General features: G+C 73.3%; 20 protein-coding genes and 1 pseudogene. 16 read left to right on the forward strand and 5 right to left on the reverse strand.

The features are described 5' to 3' along the window. The first annotated feature begins 281 nt into the window (after positions 1-281). The 5 genes from RIU97_RS36590 to RIU97_RS36610 all read left to right on the forward strand — a co-directional run bounded on the left by RIU97_RS36590 (position 282) and on the right by RIU97_RS36610 (position 5,029). On the forward strand, positions 282-464 hold the full coding sequence (locus RIU97_RS36590) for a hypothetical protein (RefSeq protein ID WP_404961775.1): 183 nt from the start codon (positions 282-284) through the stop codon (positions 462-464). A gap of 347 nt (positions 465-811) precedes the next feature. Beyond that, entirely contained in the window at positions 812-1,378 is a 567-nt protein-coding gene (locus RIU97_RS36595) for a TetR/AcrR family transcriptional regulator (RefSeq protein ID WP_404961776.1), read from the forward strand. Positions 1,379-1,492: 114 nt separating this feature from the next. Beyond that, positions 1,493-2,950 carry an MFS transporter gene (locus RIU97_RS36600; RefSeq protein ID WP_404961777.1) on the forward strand — a complete coding sequence of 486 codons (1,458 nt, stop codon included), beginning with the start codon at positions 1,493-1,495 and terminating at the stop codon, positions 2,948-2,950. A gap of 116 nt (positions 2,951-3,066) precedes the next feature. Further along, entirely contained in the window at positions 3,067-3,507 is a 441-nt protein-coding gene (locus RIU97_RS36605) for an SRPBCC family protein (protein WP_404961778.1), read from the forward strand. A gap of 115 nt (positions 3,508-3,622) precedes the next feature. Then, positions 3,623-5,029, forward strand: a complete 1,407-nt coding sequence (locus RIU97_RS36610) for a carotenoid oxygenase family protein (RefSeq protein WP_404961779.1) — start codon at positions 3,623-3,625, stop codon at positions 5,027-5,029. A gap of 47 nt (positions 5,030-5,076) precedes the next feature. Here RIU97_RS36610 and nadE read toward each other — a convergent pair whose 3' ends face one another. Continuing rightward, the gene (gene nadE, locus RIU97_RS36615; RefSeq protein ID WP_404961780.1) at positions 5,077-5,907 is read right to left on the reverse strand and encodes an ammonia-dependent NAD(+) synthetase; all 831 of its coding nucleotides are present in this window, start codon (positions 5,905-5,907) and stop codon (positions 5,077-5,079) included. A 466-nt stretch (positions 5,908-6,373) separates the two neighbouring features. Here nadE and RIU97_RS36620 point away from each other — a divergent pair, with 466 nt between their 5' ends. The 5 genes and pseudogenes from RIU97_RS36620 to RIU97_RS36640 all read left to right on the forward strand — a co-directional run bounded on the left by RIU97_RS36620 (position 6,374) and on the right by RIU97_RS36640 (position 14,034). After that, on the forward strand, positions 6,374-7,777 hold the full coding sequence (locus RIU97_RS36620; protein WP_404961781.1) for a hypothetical protein: 1,404 nt from the start codon (positions 6,374-6,376) through the stop codon (positions 7,775-7,777). A gap of 575 nt (positions 7,778-8,352) precedes the next feature. Next, the gene (locus RIU97_RS36625; protein ID WP_404961782.1) at positions 8,353-9,318 is read left to right on the forward strand and encodes an oxygenase MpaB family protein; all 966 of its coding nucleotides are present in this window, start codon (positions 8,353-8,355) and stop codon (positions 9,316-9,318) included. A 26-nt stretch (positions 9,319-9,344) separates the two neighbouring features. Then, positions 9,345-11,479: pseudogene (locus tag RIU97_RS36630) on the forward strand (protein kinase domain-containing protein). Beyond that, positions 11,476-13,041, forward strand: a complete 1,566-nt coding sequence (locus RIU97_RS36635; protein WP_404961783.1) for a phytoene desaturase family protein — start codon at positions 11,476-11,478, stop codon at positions 13,039-13,041. Before RIU97_RS36630 ends, RIU97_RS36635 begins: the two are co-directional and overlap by 4 nt. Positions 13,042-13,149: 108 nt before the next feature. Continuing rightward, on the forward strand, positions 13,150-14,034 hold the full coding sequence (locus tag RIU97_RS36640) for an alpha/beta fold hydrolase (protein ID WP_404961784.1): 885 nt from the start codon (positions 13,150-13,152) through the stop codon (positions 14,032-14,034). Positions 14,035-14,107: 73 nt separating this feature from the next. On the opposite strand, the gene RIU97_RS36645 is transcribed toward RIU97_RS36640, so the two are convergent. After that, complete coding sequence (locus RIU97_RS36645; RefSeq protein WP_404961785.1) at positions 14,108-14,557, reverse strand: nitroreductase family deazaflavin-dependent oxidoreductase; 450 nt, start codon at positions 14,555-14,557, stop codon at positions 14,108-14,110. 38 nt (positions 14,558-14,595) lie between these two features. Continuing rightward, positions 14,596-15,804 (reverse strand): FAD-dependent monooxygenase, encoded by a 1,209-nt coding sequence (locus RIU97_RS36650; RefSeq protein ID WP_404961786.1) that lies wholly within the window; start codon positions 15,802-15,804, stop codon positions 14,596-14,598. A gap of 82 nt (positions 15,805-15,886) precedes the next feature. On the opposite strand from RIU97_RS36650, the gene RIU97_RS36655 reads away from it, so the two are divergent. From RIU97_RS36655 to RIU97_RS36670, 4 genes are all read left to right on the forward strand, one after another. Further along, complete coding sequence (locus tag RIU97_RS36655; protein WP_404961787.1) at positions 15,887-16,513, forward strand: TetR/AcrR family transcriptional regulator; 627 nt, start codon at positions 15,887-15,889, stop codon at positions 16,511-16,513. Between the two features lie 9 nt (positions 16,514-16,522). Next, positions 16,523-16,903: a VOC family protein gene (locus RIU97_RS36660; protein WP_404961788.1), complete on the forward strand. Its 381-nt coding sequence runs from the start codon at positions 16,523-16,525 to the stop codon at positions 16,901-16,903. 100 nt (positions 16,904-17,003) lie between these two features. Further along, entirely contained in the window at positions 17,004-17,621 is a 618-nt protein-coding gene (locus RIU97_RS36665; RefSeq protein WP_404961789.1) for a GNAT family N-acetyltransferase, read from the forward strand. 163 nt (positions 17,622-17,784) lie between these two features. Beyond that, positions 17,785-18,471, forward strand: coding sequence for a DNA alkylation repair protein (locus RIU97_RS36670; protein ID WP_404961790.1), 687 nt, complete (start codon positions 17,785-17,787; stop codon positions 18,469-18,471). Between the two features lie 7 nt (positions 18,472-18,478). Here RIU97_RS36670 and RIU97_RS36675 read toward each other — a convergent pair whose 3' ends face one another. Further along, a complete protein-coding gene (locus RIU97_RS36675; protein ID WP_404961791.1) occupies positions 18,479-19,537 on the reverse strand; it encodes an NAD(P)/FAD-dependent oxidoreductase in 1,059 nt (352 codons plus the stop codon). Positions 19,538-19,756: 219 nt separating this feature from the next. Here RIU97_RS36675 and RIU97_RS36680 point away from each other — a divergent pair, with 219 nt between their 5' ends. Both RIU97_RS36680 and RIU97_RS36685 read left to right on the forward strand, forming a co-directional pair. Further along, on the forward strand, positions 19,757-20,656 hold the full coding sequence (locus RIU97_RS36680; RefSeq protein WP_404961792.1) for an RNA polymerase sigma-70 factor: 900 nt from the start codon (positions 19,757-19,759) through the stop codon (positions 20,654-20,656). Between the two features lie 17 nt (positions 20,657-20,673). Continuing rightward, positions 20,674-20,943, forward strand: coding sequence for a hypothetical protein (locus tag RIU97_RS36685; RefSeq protein ID WP_404961793.1), 270 nt, complete (start codon positions 20,674-20,676; stop codon positions 20,941-20,943). Between the two features lie 140 nt (positions 20,944-21,083). On the opposite strand, the gene RIU97_RS36690 is transcribed toward RIU97_RS36685, so the two are convergent. Further along, complete coding sequence (locus tag RIU97_RS36690; protein WP_404961794.1) at positions 21,084-23,078, reverse strand: serine hydrolase; 1,995 nt, start codon at positions 23,076-23,078, stop codon at positions 21,084-21,086. Positions 23,079-23,365 lie beyond the last annotated feature (287 nt).

A 23,365-nucleotide genomic window follows, 5' to 3' on the forward strand; every position in this document is an offset into this window, starting at 1 on the left:
GAAGTGCCAACAGGACTTCCTCCGACGCGGTCAGCGACAGGCAGACGACCATGCGTCTTGGGCACAGTGACTCAGGCCGTTTCCTTCGGATCATCTCGCTGACCAGACGAAGATGCGCCCCGGCGCCGCCCCACGCCCGGCCCGGCCCTCCGTCCGCGCGAGCGCGTCAGAGTCGGTTCGTCGGCACGTCAACTTCCACGCCCGCTCCGGACTCGTTTCGCTGAGCACGCCACGTCACCAGCTCGTGCACCAGGAGAGCCGCACACGCGACCCCCGCCGCGATGCGAACCACGGTCCAGGTGATCTTGACAGCGAGGCCCTGCAAGGGGGCCTCCGTTTCCAACCGCATCGAGGTCTCGAAGAAGGCGGTCAACGGGATGCAGGCCTCGCACGTGACAGGCGAATCCGGCGACCTCGACGTCGGCGGCAGCGGATTGCCCAGGGTAACGATCATCGAATCGTGAACGGGGGGCAGCGCCGGCGGTCTGCCTCGGTTCGACCGCCGTCTACGGCCGCAGCACCATCCGTTGGGTCGACGCGAAATTCGCCCCCCCGCTTCGGCGGAGCCGTCGTTGCGCCGATCCCTGTGCTCTACGGCCGCGCGGTCGTCGTGGACGCCTGGACGTCCTGGCTCAGGTTCCTGCTGGCGCATCTGATCAGCGTCGGCATGATCTTCGGCCTGGTGGGCGCTCACCAAGGTCCTCGTCTACAGCCGCAGCTGGCCCGCAGTGACCACCGTTCGGCCCGGCAAGGCGCCGGAGCCGGCGGATCCGTCGTTGACACGCAAGAGTGTGAGTGGTTGAGTACTCACATGAAGAGCGAACGACCCCGAAAGCTGTCCACCGCCGAAGAGCGTCGCGAGACGGTGCTGCGCACCGCCATCGGCGCCTTCGCGGCGCGCGGCTACTGGGGCACCACCACGACCGAGGTGGCGAAGGCGGCCGGCATCTCGCAGGCGTACGTCTACCGGTTGTTCCCCAGCAAGGAACTGCTGTTCACCGCAGTGGTCGAGCACTGCTTCGTGCAGGTCCGGGCCGCTCTGGAGCGGGCGGCGGCCGAGGCGAAGGGCAGCTCCGCCGAGGTGGTGCTGGAGGCCATGGGGGATGCGTACGCATTGCTGATCAGCGACAACGACCTGATGCTGATCCAGCTGCACGCCCAGGCCGCGGCCGTCTCCGAGCCGGCCGTGCGCGAGGTGGTCCAGCAGGGCTACGCCCGCCTGGTGGAGTACGTCCGCGGCGCCTCCGGCGGCGCCGAGGTGCAGGTCCAGGAGTTCTTCGCGCGCGGGATGCTGTGCCACCTCATCGTCTCCATGGGGGCCGGTGGCGTGGATGCTCCCTGGATGCGGACCCTGTCCGCGGGCATCACGCACTACTGAGTCCGGCGTCATCGCGGAGCCGGGCTGGGGCTGTCGGCGGGGCACATGCCCCCGCCTTTTCTCAGGCGTCAAATGTGAGTGGTTAACCACTCAAAGAGACTCGAGGAGGATCTCGTGAGGATCACCGCCACCACCCGGAGCCCGGGAGCGGCGCTCGCAGTTCTGGCGGGGGCGCAGTTCACCGTCATGCTCGCCACCTCGATCGTGAACGTGGCCCTCCCGCAGATCCGCGACGGCGTCGGCCTGTCGGACGGCGGCACGACCTGGGTGGTCAACGCCTACGGCCTGGCCTTCGGCGCGCTGCTGCTCGCCGGCGGAAGGGCGGCCGACCTCCTCGGCCGACGCCGGGTACTGCTCGCGGGGCTCGCGGTGTTCGGGGCCGCCTCGCTGGCGGCCGGGCTGGCCACCTCGTCCCCGGTCCTGATCGCCGCCCGCGCACTGCAGGGCCTGGGCGCGGCGGCGATCGCCCCGGCGGCCCTGGCCCTGGTGATGGACCTGTTCCCGCCCGGCCCCGGGCGGGGGAGGGCGCTCGGTGTGTGGGGCGCGGTATCCGGCGCGGGAGGCGCGGCCGGAGTCCTGCTCGGTGGCGCCCTCACCCAGGCCTGGGGCTGGCAGTGGATCTTCTTCGCCGTCGCCATCGGCACGTTGCCGGTCCTGGCGGGCGCCGTGGTCAGCGTGCCGCCGGCCCCGGTCACCGGCAGCGGCCGGTTTGATCTGCCCGGCACCACCGCCGTCACCCTCGCGCTGACCGCCCTGGTGTGGGGCCTGACCACCGCCCGCCGCTCGGGCTGGACGGACACCACCGTCCTCGGGGCCTTCGCCGTCACCGCCGTGCTGCTGACCGCGTTCGTCCTCGTCGAGCGACGCCACCCGAATCCACTGCTGCCGCCGCGTCTGTTCCGCGCCGGTCGCGTCACCGTCGGCAACGCGCTCATGGCGCTGCTGGGCTCGGTGTGGATCGCTCTGTTCTTCTTCCTGCCGCTCTACCAGCAACAGGTCCTCGGCTCCAGCCCGCTGGTCACCGGCCTCGGTCAACTCCCGCTCGCCGCCGCCAACATGCTCGGCTCCACCCTCGCCCCGCGGATCTCCCGCCGCATCGGCCCCACCGCGACGGTGACGGCCGCCCTGCTGACCGAGGCCGCTGGACTGCTCTGGCTGTCCCGGATCAGCGCCCACGGCAGTTACGTCGCCGACCTCCTCGGCCCGGGCATCCTCATCGGTCTGGGCCTGAGCATCGCCTTCGTCCAGCTCACCGCCCTGTCCGTGGAGGGCGTAGCCCGCCAGGACGCCGGGCTGGCCGGCGGATTGGTGAACACCTCCCGGCAGGTCGGCGGAGCGATCGGCCTGGCCGTCCTGGCAACTCTCGCGGGTACCGCCACCGCCGAGGCTGCCGCGCACCAACCGCAGCTGGAGGCGCTCACCGCCGGCTACCGCATCGCCTTCGGCGTCTCCGCCGCCGTCCTCCTGGCCACCGCCGCCCTCGCCCCGCTCCTCACCCGGCGCAGGGAGAGCGGCCCCTCCGAAGCAAGCCCGAACCCGGCCCCTCAGCCCGCCGCCGACGGCCGTCGCTGACCAGCCGGGGCGACGGACCCGGCCGACCCGCCGAACCCAACCGTTCCAACCGTTCCAACCGTTCCACCCGACCGAACGCGTCACCGCCGGTTCATCAACCGAGAGGAAGAGCAGCCATGTTCACCATCGACGAGACCGCTCCCGCCATCGTCCGCCTGTCCACCGTGATCGACGCTCCGCTGGAGCGGGTCTGGGCCCTGCACGCCGACATCGACGCCTGGCCGAGCTGGAACGCCCACGTCGACCAGGCCGAGCTCGACGGCCCGCTGCTGCCCGGCCACTCCTTCAGCTGGAAGACGCACGGGCTGGACATCACCTCCACCATCCGCGAGATCGTCCCCGGTGAGCGGCTCGTCTGGGGCGGGCCGGCCAACGGCATCGAGGGCATCCACGTGTGGACCTTCGAGCAGACCGGCGGCCAGGTGACCGTCCGCACCGAGGAGTCCTGGAGCGGCGCTCCCGTCGACGCCGCCCCCGCCGAGCTCGGCCAGGCCCTGCGCGACTCCCTGACCGCCTGGCTCGCCGCCCTCAAGAACCGTGCCGAGCAGGCCGACTGACCCCCGGTCATCGCTCTTCGCCCCGTCACGTCCGACACGCACACGTACACGTATACACACCCGCACCTGCAGCCAGACCCGCACCCACACCGTCACGCAAAGCGAGGTTCCTGCCATGACCGCCGACAAGCCCTACCTGACCGGCCACTACACCCCGGCCGTCGACGAGATCACCGCCACCGAGCTGACCGTCGAGGGATCCCTTCCCCCGGAGCTGACCGGCCGGCTGATCCGCAACAGCCACAACCCCAAGCCCGGTGTCACCCCCACCCACTGGTTCAAGGGCAGCGGCATGGTCCACGGCATCCGGCTGCGCGAAGGCCGCGCCGAGTGGTACCGCAACCGCTGGGTGCACACCCCCGCCCTGGACGGCGCGCCCTACATGACCGACCGCGGCCCGGACCTGACGGCCAGTACCGCCGGCACCCACGTCATCGAGCACGCCGGACGCCTCCTCGCCCTGTGCGAGGCGAACCTCCCCTTCGAACTCACCCGGGACCTCGACACGGTCGGCGCCCACGACTTCGGCGGCAAGCTGCGCAGCGCGATGACCGCGCACCCGAAGACCGACCCGGTCACCGGCGAACTGCACTTCTTCGGCTCCTCGCCGTTCCCGCCCCACCTCATGTACTACGTCGCCGACGCCAAGGGACAGATCAGCCACAGCGTCGAGGTGCCGGGGGCGACTGCCGCCCTCAAGCACGACTTCGCCGTTACCCGCCACTACGTGGTCTTCCACGAGGGCACCGTCACCTTCGACCCCGCCGAGCACTCCGGCATCCCGTACGGCTGGAACGACGCGCAGCCGGCGCGGATCGGCGTCATGCCCCGTGGCCCGCAAGGCGCGGCGCAGATCCGCTGGTTCCCCATCGAGCCGGGCAGCATGCTGCACGCCGCCAACGCCTACGAGGACGCCCGGGGCCGGATCGTGCTGGAGGGCCCGACCGTGGACCGGGAGGGGTTCGAACTCTCCTGGAACTGGTGGGTCGGTGCTCCCGGCCGCGGCACGGAGCCCAACACCCGCTCCTACAGCCGCCGATGGGTCGTCGACCTGGCCGCCGGTCGCGTGGACGAGCAGATCATCGACGACCTCGCCATCGAATTCCCCACGCTCAACGAGGAGTTCCTCGGCGCCGAGCACCGCTACCAGTACGCGGTCTCCTTCCCCGACCAGGAGGGCCGGGGCGGTTACGGCATCGTCAAGTACGACCGCAGCACCGGCGCCCGTCACATCCACGAGGCCGGCGACGCCCGCCTGCCCAGCGAGGCCGTGTTCGTCCCCGCCGCCGGGGCCACCCGGGAGGATGACGGCTACCTGCTCACCGTCGTCTCCGACCTCAAGCAGAACGCCTCCGAGCTCCTGGTCCTGGACGCCTCCGCCCTCGAGCGGATCGCCACGGTCCACCTGCCGCGCCGGGTCACCGGCGGCATCCACGGCTCCTGGATCCCCGACAGTGACCTGAACGGCGAAGGCGAAGGCGACGGCGACTTCGACGGCGGCCTCGCCGGCTCCGACAGCTGAACGCCGGTGGCCCCGGGGGCACTCCACCCCCGGGGCCCGGCGCCGGCTCAGGGGGCGATCGGGAGCTGTCGCTTGTGCTCGGTCAGGCGGTAGCGGTGGGTGATGGCCGCGAAGGCGGCCTCGCCGACGGGCTTGCCCTCCAGGAGGTCGTCGATGTCGTCGTAGGTGACACCGAGCGCCTCCTCGTCGGGCCGGCCCGGCTTCAGCGTCTCCAGGTCCGCCGTCGGGGTCTTCACGGTCAGGCCGGCGGGCGCGCCCAGGGCCTGGGACAGGGCCCGTACGCGCCGCTTGGTGAGGCCGGTGAGCGGCACCACGTCGGCCGCGCCGTCGCCGAACTTGGTGAAGAAGCCGGAGACCGCCTCGGCGGCGTGGTCGGTGCCGACCACCAGACCCTCGTGCGCGCCCGCCACCGCGTACTGGGCGATCATGCGCTGCCGGGCCTTGATGTTGCCGTGCACGAAGTCCTGGTGGTGCGCGTCGCGGAAGACCGTGCCGCCGGCCAGCACCGCCTCCAGCGCCGCGTCGCTGGCGGACTTGATGTCGACGGTCAGGACCCGGTCGGGCCGGATGAACTCAAGCGCCAGCTGCGCGTCCGCCTCGTCGGCCTGGGTGCCGTACGGCAGCCGCATCGCGAAGAACGTTGCGTCCTGCCCCGTGGCACGGACGCGCTCGACCGCGAGCTGGCACAGCCGGCCGGCGGTGGTGGAGTCCACGCCGCCGCTGATGCCCAGCACCAAGGAGCGCAGGCCCGTGGAGGTCAGCTGGCCGGCGAGGAAGGCCACCCGGCGTTCGATCTCCTGCTGTGCGTCGAAGCACGCGCTCACCTGGAGATCCCGGGCGATCTCCTGCTGCAGGGGTGTGGACGCCAGGTCGGTCACGGTTGCTCCTCGGTCGGGCCCGTGGGCGGGTTCGGGGGCGCGCCGCAGGGCCGGGGCCACGGGCGCGTGGATGGGGGACGGAAGCACTCTAGAGGACGGCCGCGACCGCCCGCTCAAGGCATCCGGCCAGGTCGGCCGAGGCGTCGGGCCGGGGCGGCCAATGCATCCGGCCAGGTCGGCCACGGCATCCGGCCCGGGCGGCACGGTCCCCGTGCGGGGCCCTGCGTCGCGGGCCGGCTCGCGGCCGCCTCGTCCAACTCGTCCGGCCGTCAGCCTGTTGGCCCACCGGCGCCTGACAGGCCGTCACCCGGGGTCCTACGCTGCGCAGTGCGCATGCCCCCGGGCATCCAGCAGCGCACCGCTGTCGCGACCTCGAGCGCCGCCCGACAGTGCCCAGACCCGCCGGCGAGGTCTCGCCCCGATGGCGGGCCTGCCCCCGACCTCCGGCCGAAAGGTCTGCCTCCCGATGTCGCTGTCCCCACGCACCCCGTGCGGGTCCCCGCCCCGGACGCCCCGACGCCGCCGCCCGAGCTGGGCGTTCCAGCTGGCCGCCGTCCTGCTCCTCAGTCTGATCAGCCTGCCCGTGGCCTCGGCCGCCCCCGCCCGCGCCGACGTCGGTGACATCACCGAGTACCCCCTCCCCACGGTCGGCAGCTTTCCCGCCGACATCACCACGGGATCCGACGGCAACCTCTGGTTCACCGAGCAGGGCATCAGGAAGATCGCCCGGGTCACCCCCACCGGGGACCTGACCGAGTACCAGCTGCCCGGCGACAACAACAGCCCCATCGGGATCACCGCCGGGCCCGACGGCAAGCTGTGGTTCACCGACAGCAGCCGGCGGATCGGGAACATCACCACGGCGGGTCTCATCACCGAGTACGACCTGCCCGCCGGCAGCGGCACACCCTTCGCCATCGCCACGGGGCCCGACGGGAACCTCTGGTTCACCGAGGACCCCGGTGACCGGATCGGGAAGATCACCCCCAGCGGGAAGATCACCGAGTACCCCCTGCCCAACTCCGGCAGCGGCCCGGAGTCCATCGTGACCGGGCCGGACGGGAACCTCTGGTTCACCGAGATCACCGGGAACCGGATCGGGAAGATCACCCCCAAGGGCGAGATCACCGAGTCCCCCCTGCCCAACGCCGACAGCGGCCCGGACGTCATCACCGCCGGGCCCGACGGGAACCTGTGGTTCACGGAGCTCTTCGGCAACCGGATCGGGAAGATCAGCACGGCGGGGGTCATCACCGAGTACCCCCTGCCGACCGCGGACAGCGGCCCGGACGGGATCGCCGCCGGTCCCGACGGGAACCTGTGGTTCACCGAGCAGCTCACCGACGGGATCGGGCGGATCACCCCCGACGGGGACTTCGCGCGCTACCCGCTGCCCACCCCCGGCAGCCTCCCCGTCCGCATCACCGCGGGCCCGGACGCCAACATGTGGTTCACCGAGATCGGCGGCGACCGCGTCGGACGGCTGGAGCTCGAGGCCGGTCCGCCCCGGGCCGACCTGGCGGTCCGCCTGAGCGCTCCGGCCTCCGTGCGCGGCGGCGCCGAGTACACCTATGCCGTCACGGTGACCAACAAGGGGCCCTTCGCCGCCGCGGACCTGGCCGTCACCCTGACCCTGCCGCGCGGGGTGCCGGTCACGGACGCGCCCCCCGGCGCCGACCGTCGTACTCCCACCCCGCTGACCTGGCGCGTCGAGGCCCTGGGCGCCGGACAGCAGCGCGTCTTCCACGTCACGGTACGGGCCGACCGGCGGCCCGCGATCACCGCGAAGGCCGCCGTCACCTCCCGTACCCCGGACCGGAACGGGAGGAACAACACCGACAGGGCCACCACCCGCGTCTTCGGCCGCTGAGCCCCCGCCGCCTCCGCCCTGGGGCCGTACGCACCCGGTGGCGCCGACCGCTCCCGGTGGGCGCGACCGGCGGGCGGCCCACGAGGCGGGGAGGCACGCCAGTCCGCCGTGCGGCAGACGGAGGTGGTGACGAAGGCCTCCTCGTCACAGGGGACGGACCGCGGACTCGGAGAGCCGGATCCACGGCCGGCCGGCCGGCTGGCGCCGCGCGTCGCGGCCAGCAGGTCCGGACGGGTGAATCCGGCGGCGGGGTCCACCCGGCGGGGTGCGGATCATCCGGAGCACCACCTCCGCCTTTCCCGGCCGGACGGACGTAGAGGGGGCCGGCCGGGCCCTGTTCCCCGGGCTCGGGGTCGTCGGCGTACTGGAAGAGGCACATGGGTCCTCCCGGCGGGGCCGCGGTCGCCGATCGGAGACCGATCGGCGGTGACGCCGAAGCCGTGTCCGCCGCCGGGTCCCGCGCGCCACCTCCTGACAGGACCTTGACGGCAGTCGGCCCGGTTCATAGGCATCGCTGACGGCAGCCCCGGATCGGTAGGCTGGGACCGCCGGGGCCTGCGACGGGGAGGTACGGGATGGGGAACACCGCGACCGCACCAGAACCGGAACCAGGACCCGCGGCAGGACCCGGGGACGGGCCAGGACCAGCGCCCGGACCCGGCTCCGGTGCCGATCCGGGGCTGTACGGCCCCGCGTCCGTCACCTGGCAGTGCCACGGGGACCCGATGATGTGGATCGCCGGCGTCCGGGCGCTCTACCTCCAGGCGCTCCACCCGCGCGCCGTCCGCGGAGTCATGGAGAATTCCGACTTCCGCAGGGACGCCTGGGGCCGGCTGCTGCGCACCGCCGATTTCGTCGGCACCCTCACCTACGGCACCAGCGAGGCCGCCGAGCGCGCCGGAGGCCGGGTCCGCGCGATCCACCGCAAACTCTCCGCCACCGATCCGGACACCGGCGAACGCTTCCCCGTCGACGACCCCGAGCTGCTCCTGTGGATCCACTGCGCGCAGATAGACAGCTTCCTGCACGTCCTGCGCCGTTCCGGGGTCCGCCTCACCGCCGCCCAGGCCGACCGCTACGTCGACGAGAACCGCGTCAACGCCCGCCTCGTCGGCCTCGACCCGGCCGGCGTCCCCGCCGACACCGCCGGGCTCGCCGCCTACTTCGAGCGGATCCGCCCGGAGCTCGCCGCCGGCCCCGACGCCCGCTCCGTGGACGACTTCCTGCGCGGCCCGCCCGTCCCTGCCCTCCTCGTGCCTGGCCGAAACCTGCTGTGGCGCCCGCTCGCAGGCCTCGCGTACGGTTCCCTCCCCGGCTGGGCCCACCAGCTGTACGGGCGACCCGCACCGGCGCCGCGCAGCATCACCCGTCGCCTGCGCCTCACCGGACGCGTGTTGCGCAGCATTCCCGCAGGTCTGCGCTGGAAGCTGCCTCCAGGTCACATCTTGAAAGCGATGCGTCGCATGGGCCCCGGGAGCCGCCCCTCGCCGTACACACTGCGTACATCAGCGGCCATACTGGACCGGCCGGGGAGGGCGTAGCACGACAACGGGGGCGGCTTTAAGACATGGCGGAGTCCAGACTGATCCAGGGCCGGTACCGGTCGCTCGATCTGATCGGGCGCGGCGGCATGGGCGAGGTGTGGCGCGCCCGCGACGAATCGCTGGGCCGGCAGGTCGCGGTGAAGTGCCTCAAGCCGATCGGCGCCGAGCAGGACGCCCACTTCACCCAGGTGCTGCGCGAGCGGTTCCGGCGCGAGGCGCGCGTGGCCGCCTCCCTCCAGCACCGCGGTGTCACGGTCGTCCACGACTTCGGCGACGACAGCGCCGCGGGCGGTCCCCTCTACCTGGTCATGGAGCTCCTCGAAGGCCGCAACCTCAGCCAGCTCCTGGAGGACAACGAGACCCGCCCGCTCCCCGTGGACGTGGTCGTCGACATCGCCGAGCAGATGGCCGCCGCCCTCGGCTACACCCACGACCAGGGCGTCGTGCACCGCGACCTGAAGCCGGCCAACATCATGCGGCTCACCGACGGCACCGTGAAGATCTGCGACTTCGGCATCGCCCGCCTCGCCCACGACATCGGCTTCACCGCCAAGCTGACCGGCGGCGGCATGGCCATGGGCACCCCGCACTACATGTCGCCCGAACAGATCGCCGGCGGCGAGGTCGACCACCGCAGCGACCTCTACTCCCTCGGCTGCGTCCTCTACGAGATCGCCACCGGAGCCCCGCCCTTCGACCTCGGCGACTCCTGGTCGGTGCTGGTCGGCCACCGCGACACCCCGCCCGTGCCGCTGCGCGAGCACCGCCCCGAACTGCCCGTCTCCTTCGAGCGGGTGGTTCTGGACCTGCTCGCCAAGCGCCCCGAGGACCGCCCGGGGACGCCCGCCACGTGCACCGCCGGCTCGTCGAGGCCCGGCTGGGACCGGGCGGGCTGCCCGGCGCCCAGGCCCCGCTCCCGGCGTGGGCCCGCGGGATGACCGCCGGGCGCAAGGCCGGGATCGACGCCCGCCCCGCGAGCGGCGAATGGGCCGTGCTCACCGGCTCCTGGACGGCCGTCCGCCCCGGCGGCGAACAGCCCGTCGCCCGCGCGAGCGGCGCGCAGCCCGTCGTCCGTCCGAGCGGCTGGCGGCCCGCCGTGGGCCCCGTCGCGCCCATCGTCCGCCCCGAGCCCGCCGAGGACCCGCGGCTCACCGCGGCGTACGGCCTCCCGCGCGGCCCCGGCCCCCGGGAGACCGGCCCCGAGGCGCTCGCCGCGGGCCACGCGCGCGCCTACGCCCTCAGCCGCGCGGGCCGCCCCGAGGAGGCGCTCGCCGTGTACGCGGCCGTGGCCGACGGGCGGGCGCGGGAGCTCGGCCCGGACCACGCCGACACCCTCGCCGCGCGCCAGGAGACGGCGTACGAGCTGGGCCGCCTCGGACGCCACCAGGAGGCGCACGACACCTACCGCGCGGTGCTCGTCGCCCGCGAGCGGGCCACGGGCCAGCTCCACCCCGACACCCTGCGCTGCCGCCACAACCTGGCCTGCGCCTTGGGTGCGCTGGGCCGGTTCGCGGACGCCCACGCCACGGCCGCCGCGGTCGCCGCCGACCGGGCCGCCGTCCTGGGCCCCGAGCACGCCGACACCCTGCTGACCCGGTACGAGGCGGCGTACGCGCTCGGCCGCCTGGAGCGCTGGCAGGAGGCCCTGGCCGGCTTCCGCGAGGTCGCCGCCGTACGGGAACGGGTGCTCGGCCGCGACCACCCCGACACCCTGGCCGCCCGCTACGAGGTCGGCATCGCGCTCGGCCGCACCGGGAGCAGCGCGCAGGCCCTCGACCTGTTCCGGGCCCTGGTCCGCGACCGCACCCGCGCCTACGGGGCCACCGACCCCGAGACCCTGCGCGCCCGGCACGTCCTCGGGGTCAACCTGGGCCGGCTGGAACGCTGGGAGGAGGCGGTGGCCGAGGCCCGGCAGGTGGGCGCCGTACGGGCCGAGGTGCTCGGCGTCGAGCACCCGGACACCCTGGTCAGCCGCCGGGAACTCGCCGTCGGGCTCGGCCGGCTGGGCCGCTGGGAGGAAGCCCTGCCCATCTACCGGGAACTCTCCGGCATCCGCGAGCGGTCCCTGGGCGACGAGCATCCCGACACGGCGCTGGCCCACGCCGACGAAGCCCACTGTCTGGAGCGGCTCGGCCAGGTGTGTTACCAAGAGCCATGACGACCTTCGGGCGGGACGTGTACGACGACGTGATCGTGGGCGGCGGGCACAACGGCCTCGTGGCCGCCGCGTACCTGGCACGGGCGGGCCGATCGGTCCTCGTCCTGGAACGGCTCGGGAACACGGGCGGGGCCGCGATCTCCAGCCGCCCCTTCGCGGGCGTCGACGCCCGCCTCTCGCGGTACTCGTACCTCGTCTCGCTGCTCCCGGCGAAGATCGTGCGCGACCTGGACCTGCGGTTCGCGGTGCGCCGGCGGACGATCTCCTCGTACACGCCCGTCGAACGCGACGGCCGGCCCGGCGGACTGCTCGTCGGCGGCGGCGAGGAGCGCACCCGGGGCTCCTTCGCCCGGCTGACCGGCTCGGACCGCGAGTACGAGAGCTGGCGCGCCTTCTACGGCACCACCGGGCGGGTCGCCCGGAAGGTGTTCCCCACCCTGACCGAGCCGTTGCCCACCCGGGCCGAGCTGCGGGCCCGGATCGACGACGAGGCCGCGTGGCGGATGCTGTTCGAGGAGCCGCTCGGGCAGGCGGTGGAGCGGCACTTCACGGACGACCTGGTCCGCGGGGTGGTCCTCACGGACGGGCTGATCGGCACCTTCGCGGACGCGCACGATCCCTCGCTCGCGCAGAACCGCTGCTTCCTCTACCACGTCATCGGCGGCGGGACCGGGGACTGGGACGTCCCGGTCGGCGGCATGGGCGCCCTGACGGACGCCCTCGCGGCCGCCGCGCGGGCCGCCGGGGCGGAGATCGCCACCGGCCACGAGGTGCTGCGCATCGACACGGACGGGACCGCTCCGGCCGAGGTGGTGTTCCGTACCGCCAGGGGGGAGGGCCGGGTCGTCGGCCGCACGGTGCTGGTGAACGCCTCGCCGCGGGCCCTGGCCGAACTCCTCGGGGAGGCACCGCCGCAGGAGGCGCCCGAGGGCGCCCAGCTCAAGGTCAACATGCTGCTGCGCCGGCTGCCCCGGCTGCGGGACACCGCCGTGGACCCGCGCGAGGCCTTCGGCGGCACCTTCCACATCGCCGAGGGGTACGCCGAGCTCGCGCGGGCCCACGCGGAGGCCGCCTCCGGCGAACTGCCGTCCGTACCGCCCTCGGAGATCTACTGCCACTCCCTGACCGACCCGACGATCCTCGGCCCGGAGCTGGTGGAGCAGGGCTACCAGACGCTCACCCTCTTCGGCCTGCACACCCCGGCCCGGCTGTTCGGACACGACAACCACCAGGCCCGCGAGGTGCTGCTGACCGCCACCCTCGCGCAGCTCGACACGCACCTGGCCGAGCCGCTGACCGACTGCCTCGCCTTCGACGCGGACGGCCGCCCGTGCATCGAGGCGAAGACCCCGCTGGACCTGGAACGCGAACTGGGCCTGCCGGGCGGGCACATCTTCCACCGCGACCTGTCCTGGCCCTTCGCCGACTCGGGCGGGGCCGGGCGGTGGGGCGTGGAGACCGCCCACCGCAACGTCCTGCTGTGCGGCGCGGGGGCGGTCCGGGGCGGCGGGGTCAGCGGGGTCCCCGGACACAACGCGGCGATGGCGGTGCTCGGGCACTAGCCGGACGCCGCTGCGGAGCCCGGCGGGGCGGATGGCCGAAATCAGCCGGTCCCGGGAGCGCCCACGCCTAAGATCCTACTCATGAGTAACTTAAGTGGCAGCAACGCTATGAGAGACGACTTGGGCGCCGGCGCACCACGGCGCGGCGCGCCCACCTTCGTCCTCGTCCACGGCGCCGGGAGCAACTCCTACGGATGGTCGCCCGTCCTGCGCGAGCTCGGCATGCGCGGGCACCGGGCGGTCGCGGTGGACCTGCCCGGACACGGGACGGGCGCGTACTTCCCGCTCTCCTACCAGACCCCCCAGGACCCGGAACGGCTGCGCACCGAGCCCTCGCCGATCTCCGCGGTGACACTGGCGGACTTCGCGGCGCACGTCGTCGGCGTCGTACGCGCCGTGCACCGCAACGGCCCCGTGATCCTGGTCGGCCAGAGCCTCGGCGGGGTGACGGTGAACGCGGTCGCCAACCAAGTGCCCGAGCTGATCTCCCACCTGGTGTACGCGTCCGCCTTCTGCCCGACCCGGCACGCCTCGGTGACGCAGCTGATGACGGCCCCTGAGGCGGCCACCAGCGCCCTGTTCCGGCTCACCGCCGTCCAGACCCCGCCGGAACTCGGCGTCAACCGGGTCAACTGGCGCTCGGGCGACCCCGCCTTCTTCTCCGCGGCGAAGGAGGCGCTGGGCAGTGACCTGCCGGACGCCGAGGTGCGCGCGCTGCTCAACACCCTGGAACCGGACGAGTCCGCCGCGATCGGAGCAGCCGACGCCCGGGGGCTGCCGGAGAAGTGGGGGCGGGTGCCGCGGACGTTCCTGCGCTTCACCGAGGACCGCTCCATCCCGCCGGCGCTGCAGGACCTGATGATCCGCGAAGCGGACGAGGTGACACCGCACAACCCCTTCCGCGTACGGTCGCTGGCCGCGCCGCACATCGGCCCGCGGGACGTGGCCGTGTGGGGGGACGAGCTGGAGAAGGTGGCACGGACGTGCGGCTGAGGTGACGGAGCCCCGGGCGGGGAAGGGCCCTGCCCGGGGACGGGCGTGGTCCGACGGGCCCCGCCCACGGGTTCTATGCGAGCGGCTCGATGACCACGATCGGGATCTCGCGGTCCGTCTTGGCCTGGTACTCGTCGTACGCGGGCCAGTTCTTGACCATCACCGGCCAGTACGCGGCGCGCTCCTCGGGAGTGGCGGTACGGGCCGTGCCCTGCATGACCTTCGGGCCGACCTGGATGCGGACCTCGGGGTGTGCGGTCAGGTTCCGGTACCAGAGCGGGTGCTGCTCGTCGCCGCCCTTGGAGGCGACGAGCAGGTAGCGGCCATCTGCTTCGCCGTAGATCAGCGGGGTGCGCACGGGGTTGCCGGAGACCCGGCCCACGGTGGTGAGCAGGAGGGTCTGGGTGCCCTTCCAGCGCTGACCCACAGCGCCGTCGGAAGCCACGTACTCCCTGAGGTGGTCCAGCTGCCAGCTCCCCGGCCTGGGGTCGGTCGGGTGGTCCCAGTCGATGTCGGTGGGCATAGGATCCGCCTGCCTTCGTGTTGAACGGTCAACGAACCTCACCAACGAGTGCCAGCGCCCGCGGGCACGGTGCGCATTGCGTCCGGGAGCGCGAATCCGTCGAACAGCGCATCCATCGCCCGGTGCGTGGCGCGGGCCGGGGTGGCGCGGACGGCGAGATCGCGGGCGGCCACGGCGAGCGGGTGGGTGAGGGCGGCGATCCGGCCCGCACGGCGGGCGCGGACGCGGATGGCGTCGGTGCGTGCGCAACGGGCTGCGCTGTAGGCGGTGAGAGCGGCCGGAACGTCCACGGCGCCGGCCCCGTCAAGGAGATGGGCGAGCACCACGGCGTCCTCGATGGCCTGGCAGCCGCCCTGGCCCAGGTTGGGGGTCATGGCGTGGGCGGCGTCTCCGAGCCAGGCGAGGCGCCCGTGGTGGAATCGGGGGAGCGGAGCCGCGAGGTCGTACAGGTCGTGCTGGAGCACGGCCGCCGGGTCGACCCGCTCCAGCAGGGCCGGGATCGGGTCGTGCCAGGTGCCGTAGCGGCGCAGGAGCTCGGTGCGGACGTCCGCGGGGCGGTGTCCCTCGGGGACGACGGCGGTGGCGTAGAGGTAGATCCGGCCGTCGGCGAGCGGGACGACGCCGAACCGCTCGCCGCGGCCCCAGGTCTCGGCGGTGGCCGTCTCCGCGCGGCCCGCGGTGGCGGGCAGGACGGTGCGCCAAGCGGTCTCCCCGCTGTAGCGGAGGCCCGGGTGGTCCGGGAAGTACTGGCGCCGCAGCGGGCTGTTGATGCCGTCGGCGGCCAGGACGAGGTCGGCGCCCGCGAGGTCACCGGCCGAGGTGCGGACCACGGGGGAGCCGTCCGGGTCGTCCACCCGGCCGACCGTGACGCCGTACCGGACCGAGCCTTCGGGGAGCGCGCCGGCCAGGGCGTCGGCGAGGGCCGAGCGGTGCACGGCGAGCGGCGGTCCGCCGTAACGGGCGGCCAGCGCGCCGGTGTCGGCGCGGCTCAGCCAGCGGCCGCCCGCGCGGCGCAGGCCCATCGCGGCGGGTACGGCACGGCCCACCGTGCGGGTGATGTCGAAGCCGATGGTGTCGAAGGCGCGCAGGGCGTTGGGCGCGAGGACGATCCCGGCGCCCGCGGCGGTCGGCCCGGGCGCCCGCTCGCACACCGTGACCCGCCAGCCCCGTCGGTGCAGGGCCACGGCCGCGGTGAGTCCGCCGATCCCCGCGCCTGCCACGACCGCGTGGCGCTGAAGTGCCGACATGACGAGTCCTCCTCTTTGCTCTTCCCCGTCCTCTACAGCTGTAGAGTCCAGTCCCATCACTCTACAGCTGTAGAGTGGAGGAATGGCCACCCCCCGTCAGAGCGCACCCCTCACGGACCGCAGGACGCTGATCGCCGACACCGCGATCGGTCTCGTGGCCGCCACCGGCCTCCGCGGACTGACCCACCGCGCTGTCGACGGCGCGGCAGGGCTGCCGGCGGGCAGCACCTCGTACTACTTCCGTACGAGGACGGCCCTGATCGGCGCCTGCTACCAGCGGCTGGCCGACCTGGACCTCGGCGACCTGGACCTCGGCAACCACGGCGAGAGTCCGTCCGCGCCCCCGGTGCCGGACCGGGAGGCCGCGGCCGCCGCGCTGGCCGGACTGCTGCACCACTGGCTGACGGTGGGGCGCGAGCGCCAGCTGGCCCGCTTCGAACTCAGCCTGGAGGCGGCCCGCAATCCGGCACTGGAGGCGGACTTCCTCCGGGCGGGGCAGGGGCCCCGGGCCCGGGTCGCGGGCATCCTCGCCGCACTCGGCGCCGACCGGCCCGAGGAGGACGCCGAGCTGCTCGTCGCCTGGACGGACGGGCTCCTCTACGACCGGCTGGCCGGCGCCCTCGCCCGCTCCCGTGTGGCCCCGGACCCGGCCGAACTCGCCTCCGTCGCCCGCCGGATGATCGACGCGGCCCTCGCGCACCGTGGATAAGATCCGGTCATGATCGCTGAACTGCAGTGCGTGGTCCTGGACTGTCCCGATCCGCAGGCGCTGGCCGAGTTCTACCGAACCTTGCTGGGCGGAAACGTCAACCAGCCGGACCGGCGCTGGGCGGTCGGCGAGGACTGGGCGACCCTCCACGCGCCGTCGGGTCAGGTCCTCGCATTCCAGCGCGCGGCGGACCACCAGCCCCCGCGCTGGCCGGACCCCACCCGGCCGCAGCAGTTCCACCTGGACTTCGGCGTCCCCGACCTCGATCGCGCGCAGGAGCAGGTGCTGGAGGCCGGAGCGACGCTGCTCGACGGGGGTGCGGGCGGGGGCGGCGGCTGGCGGATCTTCGCGGACCCGGCGGGCCATCCCTTCTGCCTGGTCCGTCACTAGCGGGTGCCGGGTGCCGGGTGTTCGGGTGTCCGGGTGCCGGGTGTCCGACACGTCGGACCCCGCCCGCACCGTTCAAGATCATCAGATGCAGAATGTCCGTATGCTGATACCGAACACGCCGAAGACGGCAGCGATCGACGATGCAGCGCTGATCAGCCGCTCCCTGGCCCGGGCCTTCGACGACGACCCGATGATGCGCTGGTTCTTCCCCCACGACTCCTCGCGCGAGGCGTCGCTGGACAGTTACTTCACGACGCTCTTCACCCGGCAGTACGTCTCCAACGCGGTGTGCGAGTTCACCGAGGCCGCGGCGGCCTTCTGGGTGCCGCCGCAGGCGCAGGCCAAGGCCGTTCCCGACGCGGAAACCATCCAGCAGCTGCGGCACATCCTCGGCGACCGGGCCGAGCTGTTCGGGGCAGCCGTCGAGGCGGCCGCCCAGCACACGCCGCAGGAACCGCACTGGTACCTCGCGGTGATCGGCGCCGACCCCGCCGCACAGGGCACGGGCCAGGGCGCCGCCCTGCTGCGCTCCGGCCTGGCCAAGGCCGATGCCGCGGGCCTGCCCGCCTACCTGGAGTCCTCCAAGGCGGACAACCTTCCCTTCTACGAGCACTTCGGCTTCACCGTGCGCGAGGAAGTCCGGCTGCCCGGAGGCGGCCCGACCCTGTGGGCGATGCGCCGCGAACCGCAGCCTCCGGTCGGCACCCAGGCCGTCTGACGCACCGGGGCGAGCGGACCCGTCCGACTGCGTACGGATGACCGCTCGCCCCGGCCCACCGCGCGCCCCGCGTCGTCCGCTCGGCCACGGCGCCGGCGCGTGTACGACCGGGGCCGTCTTCCGTCGTAGGCTGCATCCCGCACGGGACGGACGGGAGGCTGAGATGGCCGGGACGGTGGAGACCGGGACGGCGGTGGCCGAGGTGATGGCCGAGCTGGCCGCGCTCGAGGACCCGAAGGCGCGCGCCGTGAACGAGAAACACGGTGACGACCACGGTGTGAACCTCGGCAAGCTGCGCGCGCTCGCGAAGCGGCTGAAGACACAGCAGGAACTCGCGGGCCGGCTCTGGGAGACGGACGACACCGCGGCGAGACTGCTGGCGATCCTGATCTGCCGCCCGAAGGCGTTCGGGCGGGACGAGCTGGACGCGATGCTGCGCGGGGCCCGCACACCCAAGGTGCACGACTGGCTCGTGAACTACGTGGTGAAGAAGAACCCGCACCACGAAGAGCTGCGTGTGGCCTGGTCCGCCGATCCGGATCCGGTGGTCGCCGGCGCCGGCTGGGCGCTGACCACCGAACGCGTGGCGAAGAAGCCCGAGGGACTCGACCTCGCCGGACTGCTCGACGTCATCGAGACGCAGATGAAGGACGCCCCGGAGCGCCTGCAGTGGGCGATGAACCACTGCCTGGCCCAGATCGGGATCGAGCACCCCGAGTACCGCGCCCGCGCCATCGCCATCGGTGAGCGCCTGGAAGTACTCAAGGACTACCCGACCTCCCCGGGCTGCACCTCTCCGTTCGCGCCGGCCTGGATCACCGAGATGGTGGCCCGGCAGCAGGGCAAGTGACGACTCCCTAGGCGCCGGTGCCCGTGCGGGCGCCGTACTTCCCGCCGCGGGAGGCCATCTCCTTGACCACGGCGGCGGTGCGTCCGGTGATGTAGGCCTGCCGGAGGGAGTCGTCGGGGCGGGTGAACTGGCCGACCGCGTCCTTGCGTCCGAGGGTGACGGCCCGCGCGACGTAACGCAGGGAGTACGGCTCGGGCGTGCGGCCCTCGCTCAGGCGCGCCAGCGTGTTGGCCGCGTGAGCCGCCTGCGGCGTGGCGAGGGCGCAGGCGAAACGGGCTCCGGGTACGGCCGCGCAGTCGCCCACGGCGAAGATCCGTTCGTCGTCGACGCTGCGCAGGTACGCGTCCACGAGCGCACGGCCCTCCGCATCGACCTGGAGACCGCTGCGTGCCGCGAGGTCGGGGACGCCCGACACGATCGCCCACAGGGTCAGGTCCGAGGCGAAAGCCCCTCCCCACCGAAGGCGCACCACGCCGTCGTCGACCCCCGTGACGCCGTCGTCCACGACGGCGACCTTCAGCCGTTCCAGTCCGGACCGGACCCGCTGGAACGCCCGGTGGGAGAAGTCCCGGCCGACCGACGGCCCGACGATCCGCACCTGGAGGTCCGGCCTCGCCTCGGCCACCTCCGCCGCCGTCTCCACGCCCGTCGCGCCGCCCCCGATCACCGTGACCGTGCTCCCCGAAGGGAGGGCGGCGAGTGCCACGCGGGCCCGCTCGGCGCCCTCCCACGTGCCCACCGGGACGGTGCCCGGCATCGGCCGCGCCGTGCTGCCCACGGCGAGGAACGCGTAGTCGAAATCGACGCTCGCGCCGTCGTCGAGGACGACGCCGCCGTCTGCGATCTTGTCGACCGTGCCGACCCGCGAAGCGATCCCGTCGCGCAGCATCGACGCGAGGGGCGTCGCGACGGCGGCGGTTCCCGCGATCTGCTGGTGCAGCCGTACGCGCTCCACGAAGTCGGGGCGCGGGTTGATCACCGTGATCTCGGCGCTCTTCACCTTCCTGGCGATCCGGTTCGCCGCGAGCATGCCCGCGTAACCGGCGCCCACCACTACCACCTTCATGTCGGCCTCCTGCCTCGGTGACTGGTCGGACATGAGATGCCGGCGGGCCGGGTCCTGTGACACCCCTGCGGCGTGTCGCGCGTCACGGACGGCGCGGTGTCACAGGACGGCGGGATCCGGTGTCTTGTGGGTGACACGGTCGAGAGCCGAGAGACAGAAAGAGCATCAAGAAGCAGAAGAAGCAGAAGAAGCACAAACCGAAGGAACAGGAGACACGGCATGAGTGAGGACGATCGCCGTCCCGATCCCGCCACCGAGGCGTTCGTCACCCACCGCAACCTGCTGTTCACCGTCGCCTACGAGATGCTCGGGTCGGCGGTGGACGCGGAGGACGTCCTCCAGGAGACCTGGTTGCGCTGGGCGGCCGTCGATCTCGACACGGTGCGCGAGCAGCGTGCCTACCTGGTCCGGATCACCACCCGGCAGGCTCTCGGCCGGCTGCGCACGCTCGGCCGGCGCAAGGAGTCGTACGTCGGACCCTGGCTGCCCGAGCCGCTGCTCACCGCGCCGGACGTGGCCGAGGACGTCGAACTGGCCGACAGCATCTCGATGGCGATGATGCTGGTCCTCGAGACGCTCGCACCGACCGAGCGGGTGGTGTTCGTACTGCGCGACGTCTTCGACCTCGGGTACGAGGAGATCGCGGAGGCCGTCGGCAAGAGCCCGGCCGCGGTCCGCCAGATCGCCCACCGGGCGCGGGCGCACGTGGCCGCGCGCCGTCAGCGCGGTGTCGTCTCCACGGCCGAGACCCGGGCCGCGCTCGGGGCCTTCCAGCGGGCGGTCGAGACGGGAGACCTGCAGAGCCTGGTCGAACTCCTCGCCCCGGACGTCGTCGCGCTGAGCGACGGCGGAGGCATCAAGCAGGCCATGCCGCGGCCCACGGTGGGAGCCGAGAAGGTCGCCCGGCTGCTGGCCGCCGGCGTGGCGGCGTGGGGACCCGTGTCGACGCTGGAGCCGGCGCTGATCAACGGCCATCCGGCTCTGATCGTACGGATCGACGGGGAGATCGACCTGGTCGTGGCCATGCGGATCGACGACGGGGTCATCACCGGCATCTACACCGTGCGCAACCCCGAGAAGCTGACCCGCATGGACCGGGAAACCGCTGTGAGCCGCTGAGTCCGGTGGACCCCCGAGTGGGAGCCGACCGATCCCGGCTTCCTGCGGCCGTCGGCCTGCGGCCGTCCGTCGTGCGCGCGCCTGACGGTTACACGGCCACCGCCGAGACCGCCGACGACGTCATGAGCGTGCACATCCCGGCCGCCGACGGGGAGCTCGCCGCGGGCGGTCACATCGGTCTGACAGGTACCCCCTGCGTCTTCGACCAGATCGTCACCGAGGAGGCTAACCAGCGCCTTGGCCTCCGCTCTACGAAACGCTCGACTGGAAGGTCCTCGCACCGCTGACCGGCTTCCTCTACAAGCCCGTCGCTCCCTGAGCGGCAACTTCACGTGCGCAGCGGCGGCGGGGGAGTCGGGATCGGCTCTTCACACACCGACCACGGACTCCCCCCTCGTGTCCGCGGGGATCCCTTGGACTTGATCGTCTAGTCCGAGGAGCGGGTCCAGCCGGCGGCTTCGAGGCGGGCGGCGTCGGCGGGGCGGTCTTCCGAGAAGAGGAGGCGGGCCGGTTCCGACACGCGGATGGCGTCCACGTAGATCCCGCGGCCGACATAGCGGCCGGTCGCGGTGTGGCGGAAGCGCAGGCGTACCTCCCGGCCCGGCCCGGCGGCGGTGAGGGGGGCTTCGAGGCGGTGCCAGATGCGGCCGGACCAGCCGCTCACCGAGCCGCGGCGCCATTCCTCGGGCGCGCCGCCGGTGGACCGGAGGGTGCTGAAGGGCAGCGGTTCCCAGCGCTCCCCGTCGGAGGAGGCCTCCAGGTGCAGGGCGCCCTCGCCGGGCACGGTGTCCCACCACAGGGCGCAGCGCAGCCGGGCGGCCGCCGTGGCCGGGGTGAGCGGCGGCAGGGTGAGCGTGCCGGAGGCGCCCGGCTCGATCCCGGAGAACCAGGCCGCGCCGCCGTGCCGGGGGCGGACCGGGACGGCACGGGCGAAGCGGTTGCCGGCGGCGACGCGGGGCGCGCTGCCGGCCCGCCAGGTGCGTACGGGGTGGACGGAGTTGCCGAGCAGGATCAGGAAGGAGTCGGTGGAGGGGTCGAGGACCAGGGAGGTGCCGGTGAAGCCGGTGTGGCCGGCGGAGTGCGGGGTGGCCATGGCGCCCATGTACCAGTGCTGGTAGAGCTCGAAGCCGAGGCCGTGGTCGTCGCCGGGGAAGGCGGTGTTGTAGTCCGTGAAGAGCAGCTCGACGGAGGACGGGCGCAGGATCCGCCTGCCCGCGTAGACGCCGCCGTCGAGGAGGGTGCGGGCGAGGACGGCCAGGTCCCAGGCGGTGCCGAAGACGCCGGCGTGGCCCGCGACGCCGCCGAGCGCGTACGCGTTCTCGTCGTGGACCTCGCCCCACACCAGCCCGCGGTCCAGGCCTGACCAGGGCGGGCGCTGCACCTCGGTGGCGGCGGTGACCCGGCGCCAGGAGAGCGGTGGGTTGTAACGAGTGCGGTGCATCCCGAGCGGAGCAGTGATCTCGTCGCGGAGCAGGACATCCAGAGTGCGACCGGTGATCTGTTCCAAGAGCAGCTGGAGGGTGATCAGGTTCAGGTCGGAGTACCGGTAGACCGTACCGGGAGTCTCCTGCGGCCTCACCGACCACAGCAGCCTCAGGCGACCCTCCCGCGTGGACTCCTTGTAGAACGGTGCCCAGGAGCGCAGCCCTGAGGTGTGCGTGAGCAGTTGACGGACCGTGATCACCTCTTTGCCGCCCCCGGTGAACTCCGGCAGGTACCGGCGCACCGGAGCCTCCAGCTCCAAGTGCCCCCGTTCCATCTGCTGCACGGCCAGGACGGAGGTGAACAGCTTGGTCAGCGAGGCCAGATCGAAGACGGTGTCCTCGGCCATCGCGATCCGTTCGGCCGCCGGGAACTCCCGGACCCGGTCGGTCCGCCCGTCGTAGTCCGCGTAGCGCACGGCCTCGCCCATGGCCCGGTGCAGGGCGATGGTGCGGCCCCGGCCCGCGAGGACCACCGCACCGGCGTAGTAGGGGTGTTCGGGGGAGGGGCCGAGGAAGCGCCGGGCCTCGTCCGCGACCCCTTCGAGGTGTTTCTCCAGCAGGCCGGCCTGGCGTGCGGAGCCGTACCGCAGCCGCAGGCCCTGGAGCGCGCGTCGCTCAGCCGGGTTGCCCGAGGCTCCCGCGGCGGCGCCGGGTAGCGCGGCGTGCAGGACGAGCACCCCGCCGAGCGCGAGCAGCCGCGCCCCGAGCCGTCGCCGCGTCAGCCCCCGCCCGGACTCGCCCCCGCCCTCGCGCTCCCGGCCGCAGCCCTGTCGGCGCGGAACCTCCGCAGCGTCCCCGCCGTCGCGCCCCTGCCCGTGCGCAGGCCCGTGCTCGTGCGGTTGCCCGCGGCCGGTGCCGCCCGTGCCGCCCTGCTCCGTGCCGCCCGTCCGCTCCTTGTCGGCCTCCGCCACCGCTTCGGCCCCCGTGTCCGCTGCCATGTCCGGCCCTCCTCATCCGCATCCCGCACCCGCTGTCCGCTGCCGACTGCGCGTCGTCCCCCGCCCGCATCGGCCGGGCCGCCGCTCCCGGTGCCCGCCCCGTGCCACCGGGCCGCCGGGATCCGGCAGCCGCCGAGTGTGCCGCAGGCGAACGGTCTCCGGGCCTCCCGGATCTGCTGTGCGCGCCGCAGGCGATCCGCACGCTAGTGGGTATCTGCCCGCCCGTCGGGCACCCTCCGCACGGACCGGCCCGTAAAGAATCTGACACTGCATCAGAAAATCTCTTC

Source organism: Streptomyces sp. 147326 (genome assembly GCF_045000215.1).
Lineage (GTDB): Bacteria > Actinomycetota > Actinomycetes > Streptomycetales > Streptomycetaceae > Streptomyces.

Excerpts from the sequence above, each read along its gene's own strand:
- RIU97_RS36590 (WP_404961775.1), top strand. The coding sequence starts at position 282 with ATGCGAACCACGGTCCAGGTGATCTTGACAGCGAGGCCCTGCAAGGGG.
- RIU97_RS36595 (WP_404961776.1), top strand. The coding sequence starts at position 812 with ATGAAGAGCGAACGACCCCGAAAGCTGTCCACCGCCGAAGAGCGTCGC.
- RIU97_RS36605 (WP_404961778.1), top strand. The coding sequence starts at position 3,067 with ATGTTCACCATCGACGAGACCGCTCCCGCCATCGTCCGCCTGTCCACC.
- RIU97_RS36610 (WP_404961779.1), top strand. The coding sequence starts at position 3,623 with ATGACCGCCGACAAGCCCTACCTGACCGGCCACTACACCCCGGCCGTC.
- RIU97_RS36620 (WP_404961781.1), top strand. The coding sequence starts at position 6,374 with ATGTCGCTGTCCCCACGCACCCCGTGCGGGTCCCCGCCCCGGACGCCC.
- RIU97_RS36625 (WP_404961782.1), top strand. The coding sequence starts at position 8,353 with ATGGGGAACACCGCGACCGCACCAGAACCGGAACCAGGACCCGCGGCA.
- RIU97_RS36635 (WP_404961783.1), top strand. The coding sequence starts at position 11,476 with ATGACGACCTTCGGGCGGGACGTGTACGACGACGTGATCGTGGGCGGC.
- RIU97_RS36640 (WP_404961784.1), top strand. The coding sequence starts at position 13,150 with ATGAGAGACGACTTGGGCGCCGGCGCACCACGGCGCGGCGCGCCCACC.
- RIU97_RS36645 (WP_404961785.1), bottom strand. The coding sequence starts at position 14,557 with ATGCCCACCGACATCGACTGGGACCACCCGACCGACCCCAGGCCGGGG.
- RIU97_RS36650 (WP_404961786.1), bottom strand. The coding sequence starts at position 15,804 with ATGTCGGCACTTCAGCGCCACGCGGTCGTGGCAGGCGCGGGGATCGGC.
- RIU97_RS36655 (WP_404961787.1), top strand. The coding sequence starts at position 15,887 with ATGGCCACCCCCCGTCAGAGCGCACCCCTCACGGACCGCAGGACGCTG.
- RIU97_RS36660 (WP_404961788.1), top strand. The coding sequence starts at position 16,523 with ATGATCGCTGAACTGCAGTGCGTGGTCCTGGACTGTCCCGATCCGCAG.
- RIU97_RS36665 (WP_404961789.1), top strand. The coding sequence starts at position 17,004 with ATGCTGATACCGAACACGCCGAAGACGGCAGCGATCGACGATGCAGCG.
- RIU97_RS36670 (WP_404961790.1), top strand. The coding sequence starts at position 17,785 with ATGGCCGGGACGGTGGAGACCGGGACGGCGGTGGCCGAGGTGATGGCC.
- RIU97_RS36675 (WP_404961791.1), bottom strand. The coding sequence starts at position 19,537 with ATGAAGGTGGTAGTGGTGGGCGCCGGTTACGCGGGCATGCTCGCGGCG.
- RIU97_RS36680 (WP_404961792.1), top strand. The coding sequence starts at position 19,757 with ATGAGTGAGGACGATCGCCGTCCCGATCCCGCCACCGAGGCGTTCGTC.
- RIU97_RS36690 (WP_404961794.1), bottom strand. The coding sequence starts at position 23,078 with ATGGCAGCGGACACGGGGGCCGAAGCGGTGGCGGAGGCCGACAAGGAG.